The following is a 14595-nucleotide window of genomic DNA, read 5'->3' on the forward strand; positions in this document are numbered from 1 at the left end:
ATACTGCACCGACTCGGCTGCCCGCTGTGGCACGCTGAGTAGCGTGTATCTCAGCCGGTCCGGGCTGGGGTCTTACACCACGGGATGGGACACGACCAGGGCCTGCCATGAAAATCGCTTCTTCCACCATCAGCGCAACGGTGGTGCACAGCGCCATGCGCGCGCAGACTCGGCACCCCAGCCTGCGCACCTGGGTGGGTGCGGACCCCCGGCAGCATGCTGCGGCAACGCCAGACAACTCGCTGGTCCGAGCAAGTGAGGCAACGCGCCGCGCTCCCGTCATGGAGCGCCCCAAACCACCGCCAGTCCACGGCGATGGCGATGCCAAATCCACGAGTCAGTCAAGCTGTGACCGCGATGTGGGCGCAATCACTCCACGGCTTTCCATGCTGCGCGACCTGATCGAACGCATGACGGGAATACGCCTTCAGGCGGTCCATTGGCGCGAAGCAACAGCGGCTGGATGCGCCGCCGCCATCGCCCCAATCCACCGCGCCCACGCAGTCAGCCGCCGGACAGCCCAACTGGGGCGCCGAGTTGGAACACCAAACGGTTCTCGAAGAAACCGAATCAACGCAATTCGCCGCCCAAGGCATTGTCCGCACCGCCGACGGACAGGAAATCCGCTTCAGCGTGCAGCTTTCCATGCAACGCAGCTATCGCGAAGCATCCAGCACCACGGTACGCATGAGCAATGCCGTCAAGCCCGTTGATCCGCTGGTGATCAATTTCAACGGCACGGCAGCCCAGTTGCACGGCAGTCGCTTTGATTTCGATCTCGATACCGACAGCACTACCGAATCCTTGCCCATGCTCGCCAGCGGCAGCGGTTTCCTGGCGCTGGACCGCAATGGCAATGGGCACATCGACAATGGCAGCGAGCTGTTTGGCCCGACGCAGGGCAATGGCTACAGCGAACTGGGCGAGCACGATCAGGACGGCAATGGCTGGATTGACGAAAACGATGCCGTCTTCAACCAATTGCGCATCTGGAATCCAACGGACCAAGGCGCCGGGCAACTGCTGGGCCTGCGTGAAGCCGGCATCGGCGCCCTGTCACTGCAGCCCAGCGTCACGCCGTTCGCGCTCAAGGACGGCACAACCAGATGCTCGGGTCCGTACGCGCCAGCAGCATCTATCTGCGAGACAACGGCAGCGCCGGCACCATGCAGCAGATCGACTTGGTCGCATGACCGACCTCTGCGCCTGGTCAAGCACCGGGCGCCGTCTCCTGCGCTACCCACGCCGCATAGGCCGAATCAGCGCGCAGGGATTGAACCACCAGCTCCGGCAAGGCATACGGGTGCAGCCGCCGCAGCAGCGCGATCAGGTCGTCGGCTCTTGCCGGCGCCGTCTTGCATTCGAGCTGCCATTCGCCTTCATGCTGCAGCGCGCCCTGCCAGCGGTAATGCGATTGCACCGGCCATACCTGCACGCAGGCAGCCAGTCGCCGAGTCACCACGGCGTCCGCAATGCCTCTGGCCTCGTCGGCAGTACCAACGGTTGTCGTGATCAGAATGACCACCGGCAAATCTGCAAGATTCTCCATGCCGGCAGTGTGGCATGAAGCGTCCGATGTGCGCGGAACTTTGGGTTTAGCACTCTATCGAAACGAGTGCTAATATTCCGACCATGCAAGAAAGGCTATCCGACATGACCTTGAACAACGCTTCCGCTGCAACGACACTGGCGTCCGCGAATCCGTGGGCGGTGGTGCCGCCGCTGGGCAATCTGGACGCGTATATCACGGCAGTCAACCGCTTGCCCATGCTGACACTGGAAGAAGAGCAGCGTTACGCCCGGGAATTGCGTCAAGACAACAACGTCGAATCTGCCGGGCGCCTCGTGCTCTCGCACTTGCGTCTGGTCGTTGCCATCTCGCGCCAATACCTGGGCTACGGTCTGCCACACGGCGACCTGATCCAGGAAGGCAACATCGGGCTCATGAAGGCCGTCAAACGCTTCGATCCGGACCAAGGGGTACGTTTGGTGAGCTACGCCATGCACTGGATCAAGGCGGAGATTCACGAATACATTCTGAAAAACTGGCGCATGGTGAAGGTCGCAACCACCAAGGCCCAGCGCAAGCTGTTCTTCAACCTGCGTTCGATGAAGCAGGAGTTCAAGGCCGACGTAGAAGATGCCCAGACTTATCGCGAAACGCTGACCGAGCATGAGATCGACACCGTTGCACGCCAGCTCAATGTCAAGCCGGAAGAAGTGATCGAGATGGAAACGCGCATGTCCGGCGGCGACGTGCTGCTCGACCCTGCGCCCAATGACGATGGTGAAGTGGCGTTCGGGCCGATTGCCTATCTTTCGGATGCCGCGCACGAACCCACGTCGATGATTGAATCACGCCAGCGTGATGTACTCGCCTCCCAAGGGATTTCGACAGCGCTTGAAGGGCTGGACGCGCGCAGTCGCCGCATCGTCGAGGAGCGCTGGCTCAAGGTCAACGATGACGGCTCCGGCGGTATGACGCTGCATGAGCTCGCCACGGAGTACGGCGTCAGCGCCGAGCGCATCCGCCAGATCGAAGTGGCGGCCATGAAGAAAATGAAGAAGGCGTTGGCCGAATACGCCTGAACCTGCGACGCGCGCGGTGACATCCGCGCCTTGGCTGCTTTTGTCTATGCCTCGGCAAGCAGCAAGCGTATGTCGTCGGCAAGCGGTTGCACCCCGGCACCGTAGCGCTGGAAGAGGCGCAGCCGCCCGCGAGGATCAAACATGTACAGGCCTGCCGAGTGGTCCATGGTGTAGCTCGTCGGCGTGGGACCCGGCACCTGCTTGTAGAAAATCTTGAAATCCTTGGCTACCGCGGCAAGTTCCTGCGCGGAACCGCGCAGCGCGAGAAACGTCGGATCGAAATTGGCCATGTAGGCCTTGAGAACCTCTGGGGTATCGCGCTCGGGATCAACAGTGACGAAGATCACCTGCAACTTGTCACCATCCGCACCCAGCTCAGACTTGACCTGAGCCATTTCCGACATGGTCGTCGGGCAGACATCCGGGCAATGGGTGTAGCCAAAGAAAACCGCCACCACCTTCCCGGCAAAGTCGGAGATATGTCGCGCCTTGCCGAATTGATCTGTGAGCGGCAGATCTCTGGCGTAGTCAACACCAGTGATGTCCACCCCCTTGAATGCTGGTTTGGACGCTTCAGAGCAAGCAGAAAAAAAGGCCGGAGCGCTTGCGAACAGTGCGCCAGAAGCTATGGTTTTGATGAATCTTCTTTTTTGCATCCGGGCTATCAGAACACGTAATGATCCACCAGCAGCGCGGCGAACAAAGCACTCAGGTGGAAGATGGAAAAACGGAAAGTCTTGCGCGCCAGTTGGTCTGAATAGCTACGCCATAGCCGAAAGCCATACCAGCAAAAGCCCAGACTCAATCCAACCGCGGCACTCAGATAGATCCAGGAACTCATGCCGTACACAAAAGGCATCAGGCAGGCGGCAAACAATACCCACGTGTAGAGAAAGACCTGCAGTCGCGTGAATTGGTTCCCGTGCGTCACAGGCAGCATGGGCAGTCCCGATTTGCGGTAATCGTCGGCTCGGTAGAGCGCCAGCGCCCAGAAATGCGGCGGCGTCCAAAGAAAAATGATCAAACACATGATCCAGGCTTCCGGCCCCACCTGCCCGGTCATCGCTGCCCAGCCCAGCACGGGCGGCATGGCCCCGGAAGCGCCACCAATGACGATGTTCTGCGGCGTCAGCGGCTTGAGGACCACGGTATAGATGATTGCGTATCCGACAAAGGTGGCAAAGGTCAGCCACATCGTCAGCGGATTGATCAACACATACAGCACTGCGCAGCCAATCAGACCGAGCGCGGCTGCAAACGCCAGCGTCTGAGGGTTGGACAGCTCACCCCGGGCGGTAGGCCGCCAGGCCGTACGCTTCATGCGCGCATCCATCGTTTGCTCGATGATGCAATTGAATGCCGCCGCCGCCGCTGACACGCACCAGATGCCGAAACTGGCGACAGCCATGCGCCACCACAAGGCCAGCGAGGGTACCCCAGGTATCGCCATCACCATGCCGATGAAGGCGCAAAAAACGATCAGCTGCACCACCCTGGGCTTGGTCAAGGCATAGAACTGCAGTGCACGCCCCGGCAAGCTGCGCTGTGGCGTCGTGGTGGAATGCTGATCGGAGGTATGGACTGCTGTCATGCAGACGCTCCAGAAGAAGAGGAAATCGCAAACGTCGCGGGCACAGCGTGCTGCCGTGCCTTCGGCACCTGGGTTGACGCCAGCGCCCAGACCAGCACCACCAGCAGCGCAGCGGCGCCGCCGGTATGCATGACGGCCGCCACCAAAGGCCAGCCCAGAACCACGTTGGACAAGCCCGTCAAGAATTGAAGCACAAGCAGCCCCGCCAACCAGCGCCCTTGCAGCGTCAAGTGCCCCGAACGCAGCATGCGCCAGGCGAGCCAGCCCAAAACCGCGAGCACCACATACGCCGCCAGTCGGTGCACATAGTGAATGGCGGTAAGACCCTCGAAGCTGATATGACTGCCATCAGCCAGCAGACCGAGACCGCGCCAAAGCTGGAACCCCTCGTCAAACGCCATCGACGGCCACCAGCTCCCCTGGCATTTGGGAAACGTGGAGCACACCAGTACCGCGTAATTGGTACTGACCCAGCCACCGAGCAGCAACTGCAGCAGTACCAGAACGACCCCGAACACCAAGCCCAAGCGCAGGCCCCGAGCCACTAGCGCGGGCACCGTGCCATGAACCCTGAAGGTCTGCTGCACCGCCTGTACACACAGCAGCGCCAGCAGCGTCGCCCCCCCCAACAAATGCAAGGTGACGATCGCCGGAAAGAGGCGCATGGTCACGGTCAATGCGCCGAAAGCGCCTTGCACGCACACCCACGCGAGCGTCGCCGTGACCCACCAGCGCGAGAGCGATGGGGCCTCTCCCCGCCCCTTGCGCCAACGGCGCCACTGCCACCAGGCTGCAACGGTGAGCAGCACAATCAGCGCCCCGACTCCCGTCGCAAGATAGCGATGGACCATTTCTATCCACGCCTTGGCATGGGTGACCGGGCCACTGGGCAGCGCTGACTGCGCGGCGCTGATTTGCTGATTGGCCTGCAATGGGTTGGACTGGCCATAACACCCGGGCCAGTCCGGACAGCCCAGACCGGAATCGGTCAGCCGCGTAAACGCGCCAAACAGCACCAAATCGAAGGTCAGAAACAGCGTAAGCACCGTCAGCGCCTGCAGGCGCCGCGCGCCACTGCTTCCCCGGTGACGCCAGGCGATCCAAGCGAGCGGCACCACCGCCAGCAACGCGCCAAAAACCAGCAGCTCCCAGACGGGAGCCAGGTCATAGGCAGGGGTGGGATTTGCCATGCAAGGCCTCAGTCACGACCCGGCTGATCCCAGCTCGCAGACGCACGCAGCAACCGGGAGAGATCCCGTTTGGCCTTTTCTGCCATATCGACCGTCAGATGCGCCGGAAATCGCATCATCCAGTTGCCCATCGGGTCCACCAGATACAGGTGATCCTCCAATCGCTGCCCTGCCTGCGGGGTCAGCCACGCCTGCAATGCAGAGCGATCCACACGCAGCACCATCGCATCGGCCAGGCCAGCCCGTATTTCTGTCGGCGGAGCCCCGTTGTCCGGGATCAACCACACCCAATCCACCCGGTCGCGTTCCTTGCCCAGACTCTCGCGCAACTGGCGTTGCAAATACAGATTGCTGCGGCAGGTGTCGTCGCACGCACCGTCCGCCACACTGACCAGCAGCCACTGGCGCTTGAGATTACCCAGCGGCTCCACCTTGCCGTCAAGCGTGGTGACCTGCAGACCGGCAGGAATGGGTCGCACCGGTTCGATCAACTCACCGAAATTCAACAGTGCACCATGCGGGCGCGCAACGTAATACATGAAATAAGAAGCAGCGACCGGGGCAATGCTGATCAACAGCATCAGCCACAGTTGCCAGCGGCCCTTGCGCGACTGCGGCAATCGCGCGGCATCGCCGGCAACAGGCAGGCTGTGCACCGTGAGAGCAACCGGATCGTCCACCTCAACGGGCAATTTCTGCCCTCCGTCGAGAGACAGGTCGGATGATTTGAAACCAGACATAGAGAACCAATACCAGGGCGGAAAACCCGAACCATTGAAATGCGTAGCCGTAGTGCATTGCCACGCCGCTGTCGGGTGCCGCCCAATCGCGTTGCAATCCATCACTGGCAGCGTCCGTTTGCACCACGGTGAGCGGCAGCAGATCGAGCGAATAGTCGCTCGCATAGGCCGCAATGGTGAGATTTTGCCGTATGTCGGATGCCCCTTGTCCGGAGGCAGCACCAGAGAATTCGAACAACCTGCCTGGTTCACCCGCGAGATAGCCGTCGACAGTCACCTCGCCCGCCGGAGTCTGCACGGGAGCAAGTCGGGTACGAACATCCATGTCCCGCGCAATCCAGCCGCGCTGCACCGCCACGATCGCCTGGGAGCCGGACAACCGCAGTGGCGTAAAGACATAAAACCCGGAACGCCCCCGTATCTGCCGGTTGTCCAGATACACCGTTGCACCCGGTATCCACTCACCACGTAATTGCACTCGCCGGTACGCCAATTCCGGCGTGATCGCATGGATACCGCGCAAAGCGCCCAGCAGCTGCAACAGCGTCAATGGAGGCAGGCCTTGGTGCGACAGCATCGCAGCATGAAGAGTCCGTTTCTGCGCTGCGCGCGACAATTGCCAGCGGCCCAATGAGGCCGTCACCGCAATGCAAAGCAGCGCTGTCAGCGTCACAATGGCGAATCGCCAACGAAAATGCGCTCTCTGCTCGTCAGACATCCCCAGTACCCACCATGAAAATCGCAATCACCCTGGCGTTTCTCGCCATCCTCGGCAGCTTGGGCACCGCTCTGTATTTCATGATGCGCGGAGATGGCACCAACGCCGATTCAAGCAAGCGCATGGCCGGTGCGCTGGCGGTGCGCGTGGGCATTTCCGTGGCTTTGTTCATTTGCCTGCTCATTGCCTGGAAACTGGGCTACATCCAGCCAACGGGGCTTGCCGTGAGCGAGCTCTGAATACGGGAAGAGCCAAGGCAAACGCCATGAAAAAAGCGCCTTGCGGCGCTTTTTTCGTGCGCGGCATCCTGCCTCGTGCGCATTACATCCAGTACACCAGGATATACAGCCCCAGCCACACCACGTCCACGAAGTGCCAATACCAGGCCGCCCCCTCAAGGCCAAAATGATGCTTGGCAGTGAAGTGGCCACTTTGCAGACGCAGCGTAATGAAGAACAGCATCAGCATGCCCACCAGCACGTGAAAACCGTGAAAGCCTGTGAGCATGAAGAAGGTGGAGCCGAAAATGCCGGAACTCAGCTTCAGATTGAGTTCGGTATACAGGTGGTGGTATTCGTAAGCCTGTACGCACAGAAAGGTAAAGCCCAGCAGCACGGTCAGCCACATGAACGCAATGGTCTTTGCACGATTGCTGGCCAGCAAGGCGTGGTGCGCAATGGTCAGCGTCACCCCCGAAGTGAGCAGCAGCGCCGTGTTGATCGTCGGCAGCCAGAACGGCCCCACCGTCTGGAAGGGTTCGACAGTGCCGCCCGGCGACGCGGTGGCGCCGGCAGCCATGGTGGGCCAAACCGCCTTGAAATCAGGCCAGAGAATATGGTGCGCCAAGTCACCGAGTTCCGGTACCGAATGCACACGCCCCCACCACAGCGCGGTGAAGAAGGAGCCGAAGAACATCACTTCGGAAAAGATGAACCAGCTCATGCTCCAACGGTAGGAGACATCGACGCGTCGGCTGTTCAGGCCACCTTCGCTTTCATGAATCGCATCCCGGAACCACTGGAACAGCACAACCAGCCACCAAACCAGTCCGACGAGAAAGAGATAACCGCCGCCGTTTATGTCATTGAACCAGCCTGCCGTACCAAGCAGCATCATGAATACGCCCAGCATCGCCATCGCAGGATGGTTGGATGGGTGAGGTACAAAGTAGTACGGGGTTGCCCCTTGGGAAGTTGCACTCATTTTTCTACTCCTCGGTTCTCGGACTTTCAGTCAGTGTTTTCTGCCGCAACAGGCTTACGCGATCCAGTGCACCAGGCCCATCAAGGCCAGCACAAACAACAGCGTTGCCCCCAGGGCTGTAAATATCAACGGTAGCGGGCGCAATGCGCGCTGATCCTGCCCATGTTTGGAACTATTGCGTATGCCAATCAACGACCAAGCCACCGTCCGCACGGTCTGCACCCAGGACGGACCCGTTCTATTGCTCATGATCCGGTAACTCCCCGCGCCGGCACCGGGGCCTGCGCCGACGAGCTTGGTGGCGGCGGCGTTCCGCCACCCACCTCAAAAAACGTGTAGGACAAGGTGATGGTCTGCACATCCTTGGAGAGCTTGGGATCAATCACGAAAGTGACTGGCCATTCCTTCTTTTCTCCGGGGTCCAGCGTGTACTGGTTGAAGCAAAAACACTCGAGCTTATGGAAATGGGGACCGGCTTGTCTCGGCGCATAACTGGGAATGGCCTGGGCAGCCATGCGCCTGCCCTGCACGTTCTGAAATTCATACATCACGGTCGCCATCTCACCCGGATGCACCTGCATGGTTCGCTGTGCGGGTTTGAACTCCCAAGGCCCGCGCGCGTTGGCGTCAAACTGCACCGTGATGGTCCGTGTGCGATCAACCTGCGTATTGGCCGCGCGGGTACGCGCAGCCTCGCCAGAATACCCATTGCCCGGAACCTGCGTCTCCTGCAACGACAGGATATTGATTCCGGTCGCTTCGCAAATGGCGCGGTACAACGGGATCAGCGTATAGCCAAACGCAAACATGCCGCAGGCAACCACCAGCAACTTGCCCACCATCTTGGCATTTTCCGCACGCAGATTCACCCGCTTTTCCTCCGCTCTCACGATCCCAGGAGTGCCCAACGCACCATGATGCCAAAAAACAGCACCAAGGCGATCGAGCCAAGAATCAGGCCCAGACGCATGTTGCGCTTGCGCTGCTCATCACGAGGCATGTGCATCTCTTGCGCAATTCCTGGGTACGTCACGCGCATCAGGCAATGATGTGCGTCGCCGCAGCATTGAGCTTGGGGGGCGTCTCAAAGGAATGGAACGGGGCCGGCGACGGCAGCTCCCACTCCAGGGCATAGACAGCACCTTCCCAAGGCCGCTGAGGCGCCTTTGCTCCCTTGCCACGCATCACCGGCAGAACGACCGCAAAGAAAAAGTAGACCTGCGCAGCACCGAAGAAGAAGGCGCCAATCGACGCAATCATGTTGAAGTCGGCAAACTGCATGGGGTAATCCGCGTAGCGACGGGGCATGCCGGCAAGGCCGAGCCAGTGCATCGGGAAGAACGCCACGTTGAACGCAATGAGGGACCACCAGAAGTGAATCTTGCCACGGGTTTCGTCGTACATGACACCCGTCCACTTCGGCGACCAATAGTAGAAGGCGCCAAAGATGGCAAACAGCGAGCCGGCCACCAGCACGTAGTGGAAGTGGGCGATGATGTAATAGGTATCCTGGATCTGGGTATCGATCGGCACCACCGAGGGAATCACGCCGGTGAACCCGCCAATGGTGAACACGAAGATGAAGCCAACGGCCCAGAGCATCGGCGTCTCAAAGGTCATGGAACCACGCCACATCGTCGCCGTCCAGTTGAACACCTTCACGCCTGTTGGAATGGCAATCAGCATGGTGCCGTACATGAAGAACAGCTGGCCCGTAACCGGCATGCCGACGGTGAACATGTGGTGTGCCCAGACAATCATCGACAGCGTTGCGATGGCGGCAATGGCGTAGACCATCGAGGTGTAGCCGAACAAGCGCTTGCGGGCGAAGGCGGGGACGATTTCACTGATCATGCCGAACGCCGGCAGAATCATGATGTACACCTCCGGGTGGCCAAAGAACCAGAAGATGTGTTGCATCATCACCGGGTCGCCGCCGCCGGCCGTGACGAAGAAGCTGGTGCCGAAGTGGCGATCCGTCAACGTCATCGTGAGCACGCCCGCGAACACCGGCATCACCGCCAGCAGCAGATAGGCGGTAATGAGCCAGCTCCAGCAGAACATCGGCATCTGCATGAGTTTCATGCCGGGTGCGCGCATGTTCAGTATGGTCACGATGATGTTGATCGACCCCATGATGGAAGAAGCACCCATCACGTGCAGCGACAAAATCGCGAAGTCGAGCGACATCGGCATCTGCAGCGAGAGCGGCGCATAAAGCGTCCAGCCGCCGGCAGGTGCGCCGCCAGGCATGAAGAACGTCGCCGCCAGCGTGATGCCGGCTGGCACCAGCAGCCAGAAGCTGAAATTGTTCATGCGCGCGAACGCCATGTCCGAAGCACCAATCTGCAGCGGAATCATCCAGTTCGCAAAACCCACAAAGGCCGGCATGATGGCGCCAAACACCATGATGAGACCGTGCATCGTCGTGAACGAGTTGAACATCTCCGGGTTCACGATCTGCAGCCCGGGCTGAAACAGCTCGGCGCGGATCAGCATGGCCAGCAAGCCGCCGATCATCAGCATCGCGAAAGAAAACAACAGGTACATCGTGCCGATGTCCTTGTGGTTGGTGGCGTACAACCAACGCCGCCAACCCGTCGGCTTGTGGTGGTGATCGTCGTGATGGGTCAATCCGCCGACCTGCCCATGGTTGTCCAAAACTGCACTCATGCTCGACTCCTCTTTACACGCTGTGCGTTAACGCTCATTGGGCCAGCTGGGCCACAGCCTGGGAAGGCTGCCCCGCCTGGGCGGATTTCTTTTGCTGCTGCCCCTGAACCCACTTGGCGTAGTCCTCGCCGGACAGCACCTTCACATGGATCGGCATGTAGGCGTGCTCCTTGCCGCACAGCTCGGCGCACTGGCCATAGAAATCTCCCGTTTTTTCCGCACGGAACCAGGTATCGCGCACGAAACCGGGGATGGCATCCTGCTTGACACCGAACGCCGGCACAAACCACGAGTGAATCACGTCATTGGCCGTGATGATCATGCGCACTTTTTTGTTGACCGGCACCACGAGCGGGTTGTCGACCTTCAGCAGGTAATCGTCGCCCTGGGGCGTGCCGGCGCTGGACAGTTGCCGCTGCGCCGAATCCAGCGTGGAGACGAAGCCGATGCCCTCGCCTTCTCCGGCAAGGTAGTCATAGCCCCACTTCCACTGGTAGCCAGTGGCCTTGATCGTCAAATCCGGATTGGTCGTGTCCTTCTGCGCCACGATGACCTTGGTGGCCGGAGCCGCCATCGCAATGACGATCAGGAACGGCACCACGGTCCAGGTAATCTCAACCACCGTCGACTCGTGGAAATTGGCGGACTTGGCGCCCTTGGATTTGCGATGGTTCAGGATGGAATAGAACATCGCGCCGAACACACCGACAAAAATCACCGCGCAGATGATCATGACCATCCAATGCAGATCGGATTGTTCCTGCGCAATTTTGGTCACACCGGTCGTCAGGTTCAACTGATTGACCCCGGGACCGCCGGGCAGGTCTTGAACCGCGTGGGCCGCCGTCGCCAGCCAGGCGCCAGACACCATCAGAGAGGCTGCCAGCCGGTTGAAAATGCTCTTCATAGTTCTCCCACTTGTAAGCTAAGCGCAGACACTGCTGCAGTTTACCGCGCACTCCAAATGACGCACCAAACGCCGCCGGGCAGCGGCGTACCGCGCGAGCGATTCGAAAAAACGCTCGCGCACATGTTCTTCGACCCGGGTAGCGCAAACCACATAACTGACGCAAGCCGCCTGACGCGGCATGTTGTCCCCACAGGATTGACCCGTACCACCATGGCTGCCCGCCTCGTCAAAGAGGCTTGCAACGGGGCACAGACCACCAGATTGTTTTCAGACGTAAATTCTAATCCACTTAATCACCAGAAAAACCTTCGCGCTCGCCCGACGATGCGGACTGAGCCCGCAACTCGGTCTTGGTCTTGGTCCATGAACGCCGCTCCCGGCGCGCGCTGGGCGCGGGTTTGTACGCATGGCCGTAGATCACCTCAAAAGTCAGGGCCAGCTGCCCCGCACTGGCGGAGTCGGCCAACTGCCTGGCAAGGGTCGCCTCCAGCGTCGATTTCCAGTGGCGCCCGCGCAGCGCGGGGAAGCGGTCGGGATGCAGGTTGCGCCCCAGCCCCCTCAGCTCCTGCAACAGGCGCGCCGGAGTGGCGAACGTCAGGATGATGCGCTCCATGTCCATGACCGGCTCGGCAAAGCCGGCCGCTGCCAGCATGTCGCCCCAGTCGTGCATGTCCGTGAAACTGTGGCTGGGTTGCGACCAGCCGAGCGCGCCATAGACACCGTGCAGCTCGCGCAAGGTATCGGGGCCCAGGCAGGAAAACATCAGGAATCCGTCGGCCGCCAGCGCCTGGTGCCATTGGCCGATCAGGGCCTGCGGCTGGGCGCTCATGTGCAGCGCCATGTTGGCCCAGACCATCTGCATGCTGGCCGGCGCGGGTGCAGCGTCAAAGCGCTGCGGCGGGCCAATCCAGCGAGACGCATGCCACCACGGACGTCGCAGCTGTGCCTTCACGGTGGCTTGCGCCGATGCGCCTGAAGTCTCGCAAATGCACTGCACCGCCTTCGGCAGGCCAGCCGCAACCAGCGCATGCCCCTCCAGCCCCCCGCGCAGCGGATCCCAATCGCACCACTGCAGTGGCGGCTCAACGATCCAGCTCAGGCGTTGCTGCATGCGCCGCGCTACCTCCTCATGCAGCCAAGGCGACGGCGCGCACGCCAGCGCGTGCCAGCGTGCTGCGGCGACGGCGTCAATGGTGGGCGGGCTCTTTTCCGGCATGACTATGATTCAAACGGGCGCGAGTATATTGAGACCATGCTCTTCACACGCCTGCTGGGGACATCCGCAGTGCATGCCCGCTGGCTGCCAAGCCAGTGCGCCATCTGTCACGCATGGCCATCGCACAGCGTGTGCGCGGCCTGCCGAACGGAGTTTGCGGCACCCGCCTTGCGCTGCGTTCAATGTGCCCGACGCGTGCCCCAAGGCGTGTTGCGCTGCGGGCAGTGCCTGGCTCACCCGCCGGCCATCGACGCCTGCATCGCCGCGGTCGACTACGCCTACCCCTGGGAAGCACTGATCACGCGGTTCAAGTTTCGATCCGAACCCGGGCTTGCCGGCGCGCTTGCCGCACTCATGCACGCAGCGGCTGCCGACGCACCACTGCTCTCCACAGCCGACGCGGTGCTGCCCATTCCCCTGTCTGGCGAACGCCTGCGCCAGCGCGGCTACAACCAGGCTTTGTTGCTGGCACGTGCACTGGCACACCCCAGGGTGCGTGCGCGCTGGCTGCTGCGCACCCACGACACACTGGCGCAGAGCAGCCTGAACCGCAGCGCGCGTCTGCACAATCTGCAGGGCGCATTTGCCGTTTCCGCGCAGGCTCCGCGCGACCTGGGTGGGCGCCACCTGCTGCTGGTAGACGACGTGATGACAACCGGGGCGACCCTCCACGCGGCCGCCAGCGCCCTGCGCGCGGCCGGTGCCGCGCATGTCAGCGCTCTGGTGCTGGCGCGCACGCCCTGAGGGCAGCATGCGCTGGCAGACAATCGCGGGCATGTTCCAGATTGTCCTCGTCGAACCGGAAATCCCGCCCAACACCGGCAACGCCATCCGCCTCGCTGCCAACACCGGCTGCCGGCTGCACCTCGTGGAGCCGCTCGGTTTTTCCATGGAAGATCGTCTGCTGCGCCGCGCCGGGCTGGATTACCACGAGTGGGTGGATGTACGGCGCCACGCCAGCTGGGAAGCCCTGCTGGAGACGGAGCAGCCCGACGCATCGCGCATGTTCGCGCTCACCACGCACGGCACGCACGGCACGCGCTCAGCCTATGACGTGCGATTTCTGCCTGGCGACTGGCTGGTGTTCGGCTCGGAAACCCGAGGCCTGTCGCCGGCGCTGCGCGAGCGTTTTGCGCCTGCACAACGCCTGCGCCTGCCGATGCGGCCAGAGCAACGCAGCATCAACCTTTCGAACGCGGTTGCGGTGACGGTGTTTGAAGCCTGGCGGCAAAACGGCTTTGCCGACGCCCTGCTCCTGCCGCCTCAGGGCGCCGCGCCGTAGCTGCGCACCAGCGATTCGGCGACGCAGGCGGGCTTGTCTGCGCCCTCGCGCTCCACCACCACGTCCAGCACCATCTGCACGCCATCGGGTTGCACCGGCTCCACGGCGCGCAAGGTCAACCGTCCGCGCAAGCGGCTGCCCACTGGCACCGGCGCCGGGAAACGCACGCGATTGAGGCCGTAGTTGATGCCCATTCTCGCGCCTTCGATGGCGAACGCCTGCTCGAAGAAGCGCGAAAGCAGCGACAGCGTGAGAAAGCCGTGCGCCACCGTGGCACCAAAAGGGCCATCCGCAGCGCGTGCCGGATCGACGTGAATCCATTGGTGGTCGCCGGTGGCCTGGGCGAACTGGTCGATCTGCGCCTGGCTGACGTCGATCCAGTCGGTCACCGCAATTTCCTGACCGGTGCAGGCAGCCAACTCCGAATAACTGCGAAAGATCTTCATGCGTTGCAATGTAGCGGGCGCCGCAGGGCCAGCGTGT

18 protein-coding genes and 1 pseudogene are annotated in these 14595 nt (G+C 61.5%); 4 read left to right on the forward strand and 15 right to left on the reverse strand.

Translation table 11 applies throughout. From position 1 onward, the window contains the following. Positions 1-570: 570 nt before the first annotated feature. The gene (locus ABS45_RS06715; RefSeq protein ID WP_291554336.1) at positions 571-1020 is read right to left on the reverse strand and encodes a hypothetical protein; all 450 of its coding nucleotides are present in this window, start codon (positions 1018-1020) and stop codon (positions 571-573) included. 190 nt (positions 1021-1210) lie between these two features. After that, positions 1211-1549, reverse strand: coding sequence for a divalent-cation tolerance protein CutA (cutA, locus tag ABS45_RS06720; protein WP_291554338.1), 339 nt, complete (start codon positions 1547-1549; stop codon positions 1211-1213). Between the two features lie 104 nt (positions 1550-1653). Here cutA and rpoH point away from each other — a divergent pair, with 104 nt between their 5' ends. After that, the gene (gene rpoH / locus ABS45_RS06725; RefSeq protein WP_291554340.1) at positions 1654-2589 is read left to right on the forward strand and encodes an RNA polymerase sigma factor RpoH; all 936 of its coding nucleotides are present in this window, start codon (positions 1654-1656) and stop codon (positions 2587-2589) included. A gap of 44 nt (positions 2590-2633) precedes the next feature. Here the strand turns inward: rpoH and ABS45_RS06730 are convergent, their stop codons facing one another. The 5 genes from ABS45_RS06730 to ABS45_RS06750 are packed head-to-tail and all read right to left on the reverse strand — an operon-like array spanning position 2634 to position 6828. Next, complete coding sequence (locus ABS45_RS06730) at positions 2634-3245, reverse strand: SCO family protein (RefSeq protein ID WP_291554342.1); 612 nt, start codon at positions 3243-3245, stop codon at positions 2634-2636. 8 nt (positions 3246-3253) lie between these two features. Beyond that, positions 3254-4180: a heme o synthase gene (gene cyoE, locus ABS45_RS06735; protein ID WP_291554344.1), complete on the reverse strand. Its 927-nt coding sequence runs from the start codon at positions 4178-4180 to the stop codon at positions 3254-3256. Continuing rightward, positions 4177-5370 (reverse strand): COX15/CtaA family protein, encoded by a 1194-nt coding sequence (locus ABS45_RS06740; protein WP_291554346.1) that lies wholly within the window; start codon positions 5368-5370, stop codon positions 4177-4179. Before ABS45_RS06740 ends, cyoE begins: the two co-directional genes overlap by 4 nt. Before the next feature lie 8 nt (positions 5371-5378). Further along, entirely contained in the window at positions 5379-6110 is a 732-nt protein-coding gene (locus ABS45_RS06745) for a hypothetical protein (RefSeq protein WP_291554348.1), read from the reverse strand. Further along, positions 6052-6828 carry an SURF1 family protein gene (locus tag ABS45_RS06750; RefSeq protein ID WP_291554350.1) on the reverse strand — a complete coding sequence of 259 codons (777 nt, stop codon included), beginning with the start codon at positions 6826-6828 and terminating at the stop codon, positions 6052-6054. The genes ABS45_RS06745 and ABS45_RS06750 overlap by 59 nt, the downstream gene beginning before the upstream one ends. Before the next feature lie 14 nt (positions 6829-6842). On the opposite strand from ABS45_RS06750, the gene ABS45_RS06755 reads away from it, so the two are divergent. After that, the gene (locus ABS45_RS06755; RefSeq protein WP_291554352.1) at positions 6843-7067 is read left to right on the forward strand and encodes a twin transmembrane helix small protein; all 225 of its coding nucleotides are present in this window, start codon (positions 6843-6845) and stop codon (positions 7065-7067) included. Between the two features lie 82 nt (positions 7068-7149). On the opposite strand, the gene ABS45_RS06760 is transcribed toward ABS45_RS06755, so the two are convergent. The 7 genes and pseudogenes from ABS45_RS06760 to ABS45_RS06790 all read right to left on the reverse strand — a co-directional run bounded on the left by ABS45_RS06760 (position 7150) and on the right by ABS45_RS06790 (position 12830). After that, positions 7150-8031 carry a cytochrome c oxidase subunit 3 gene (locus tag ABS45_RS06760; RefSeq protein ID WP_291554354.1) on the reverse strand — a complete coding sequence of 294 codons (882 nt, stop codon included), beginning with the start codon at positions 8029-8031 and terminating at the stop codon, positions 7150-7152. Between the two features lie 54 nt (positions 8032-8085). Next, positions 8086-8280, reverse strand: coding sequence for a DUF2970 domain-containing protein (locus ABS45_RS06765; protein ID WP_291554355.1), 195 nt, complete (start codon positions 8278-8280; stop codon positions 8086-8088). Then, positions 8277-8900 carry a cytochrome c oxidase assembly protein gene (locus ABS45_RS06770; RefSeq protein WP_291554356.1) on the reverse strand — a complete coding sequence of 208 codons (624 nt, stop codon included), beginning with the start codon at positions 8898-8900 and terminating at the stop codon, positions 8277-8279. Before ABS45_RS06770 ends, ABS45_RS06765 begins: the two co-directional genes overlap by 4 nt. A gap of 17 nt (positions 8901-8917) precedes the next feature. Then, on the reverse strand, positions 8918-9031 hold the full coding sequence (locus tag ABS45_RS06775) for a cytochrome oxidase small assembly protein (RefSeq protein WP_291554495.1): 114 nt from the start codon (positions 9029-9031) through the stop codon (positions 8918-8920). 38 nt (positions 9032-9069) lie between these two features. Next, positions 9070-10704, reverse strand: coding sequence for a cytochrome c oxidase subunit I (gene ctaD / locus ABS45_RS06780; protein ID WP_291554358.1), 1635 nt, complete (start codon positions 10702-10704; stop codon positions 9070-9072). A gap of 58 nt (positions 10705-10762) precedes the next feature. Further along, positions 10763-11611, reverse strand: a pseudogene (gene coxB, locus ABS45_RS06785) (cytochrome c oxidase subunit II); the annotation flags it as partial. Between the two features lie 292 nt (positions 11612-11903). Continuing rightward, positions 11904-12830, reverse strand: coding sequence for a biotin synthase (locus tag ABS45_RS06790; RefSeq protein WP_291554360.1), 927 nt, complete (start codon positions 12828-12830; stop codon positions 11904-11906). Between the two features lie 36 nt (positions 12831-12866). Here ABS45_RS06790 and ABS45_RS06795 point away from each other — a divergent pair, with 36 nt between their 5' ends. Further along, on the forward strand, positions 12867-13574 hold the full coding sequence (locus ABS45_RS06795) for a phosphoribosyltransferase family protein (RefSeq protein WP_291554362.1): 708 nt from the start codon (positions 12867-12869) through the stop codon (positions 13572-13574). Positions 13575-13605: 31 nt separating this feature from the next. After that, positions 13606-14112, forward strand: coding sequence for a tRNA (cytidine(34)-2'-O)-methyltransferase (locus tag ABS45_RS06800; protein ID WP_291554364.1), 507 nt, complete (start codon positions 13606-13608; stop codon positions 14110-14112). On the opposite strand, the gene ABS45_RS06805 is transcribed toward ABS45_RS06800, so the two are convergent. After that, complete coding sequence (locus tag ABS45_RS06805; protein ID WP_291554366.1) at positions 14094-14558, reverse strand: MaoC family dehydratase; 465 nt, start codon at positions 14556-14558, stop codon at positions 14094-14096. The two genes, ABS45_RS06800 and ABS45_RS06805, sit on opposite strands and share 19 nt — an antisense overlap. Positions 14559-14595: the final 37 nt, after the last annotated feature.

This window comes from Comamonas sp. SCN 65-56, from assembly GCF_001724135.1.
Classification (GTDB): Bacteria; Pseudomonadota; Gammaproteobacteria; order Burkholderiales; family Burkholderiaceae_C; genus Comamonas_C.

Bases quoted from the DNA above. Each gene is read 5' to 3' on its own strand.
- ABS45_RS06760 (WP_291554354.1), bottom strand. From the start codon at position 8,031: ATGAGTGCAACTTCCCAAGGGGCAACCCCGTACTACTTTGTACCTCAC.
- ABS45_RS06740 (WP_291554346.1), bottom strand. From the start codon at position 5,370: ATGGCAAATCCCACCCCTGCCTATGACCTGGCTCCCGTCTGGGAGCTG.
- cutA (WP_291554338.1), bottom strand. From the start codon at position 1,549: ATGGAGAATCTTGCAGATTTGCCGGTGGTCATTCTGATCACGACAACC.
- ABS45_RS06745 (WP_291554348.1), bottom strand. From the start codon at position 6,110: ATGTCTGGTTTCAAATCATCCGACCTGTCTCTCGACGGAGGGCAGAAA.
- cyoE (WP_291554344.1), bottom strand. From the start codon at position 4,180: ATGACAGCAGTCCATACCTCCGATCAGCATTCCACCACGACGCCACAG.
- ABS45_RS06765 (WP_291554355.1), bottom strand. From the start codon at position 8,280: ATGAGCAATAGAACGGGTCCGTCCTGGGTGCAGACCGTGCGGACGGTG.
- ctaD (WP_291554358.1), bottom strand. From the start codon at position 10,704: ATGAGTGCAGTTTTGGACAACCATGGGCAGGTCGGCGGATTGACCCAT.
- ABS45_RS06805 (WP_291554366.1), bottom strand. From the start codon at position 14,558: ATGAAGATCTTTCGCAGTTATTCGGAGTTGGCTGCCTGCACCGGTCAG.
- rpoH (WP_291554340.1), top strand. From the start codon at position 1,654: ATGACCTTGAACAACGCTTCCGCTGCAACGACACTGGCGTCCGCGAAT.
- ABS45_RS06775 (WP_291554495.1), bottom strand. From the start codon at position 9,031: ATGCCTCGTGATGAGCAGCGCAAGCGCAACATGCGTCTGGGCCTGATT.
- ABS45_RS06795 (WP_291554362.1), top strand. From the start codon at position 12,867: ATGCTCTTCACACGCCTGCTGGGGACATCCGCAGTGCATGCCCGCTGG.
- ABS45_RS06755 (WP_291554352.1), top strand. From the start codon at position 6,843: ATGAAAATCGCAATCACCCTGGCGTTTCTCGCCATCCTCGGCAGCTTG.
- ABS45_RS06750 (WP_291554350.1), bottom strand. From the start codon at position 6,828: ATGTCTGACGAGCAGAGAGCGCATTTTCGTTGGCGATTCGCCATTGTG.
- ABS45_RS06800 (WP_291554364.1), top strand. From the start codon at position 13,606: ATGTTCCAGATTGTCCTCGTCGAACCGGAAATCCCGCCCAACACCGGC.
- ABS45_RS06730 (WP_291554342.1), bottom strand. From the start codon at position 3,245: ATGCAAAAAAGAAGATTCATCAAAACCATAGCTTCTGGCGCACTGTTC.
- ABS45_RS06790 (WP_291554360.1), bottom strand. From the start codon at position 12,830: ATGCCGGAAAAGAGCCCGCCCACCATTGACGCCGTCGCCGCAGCACGC.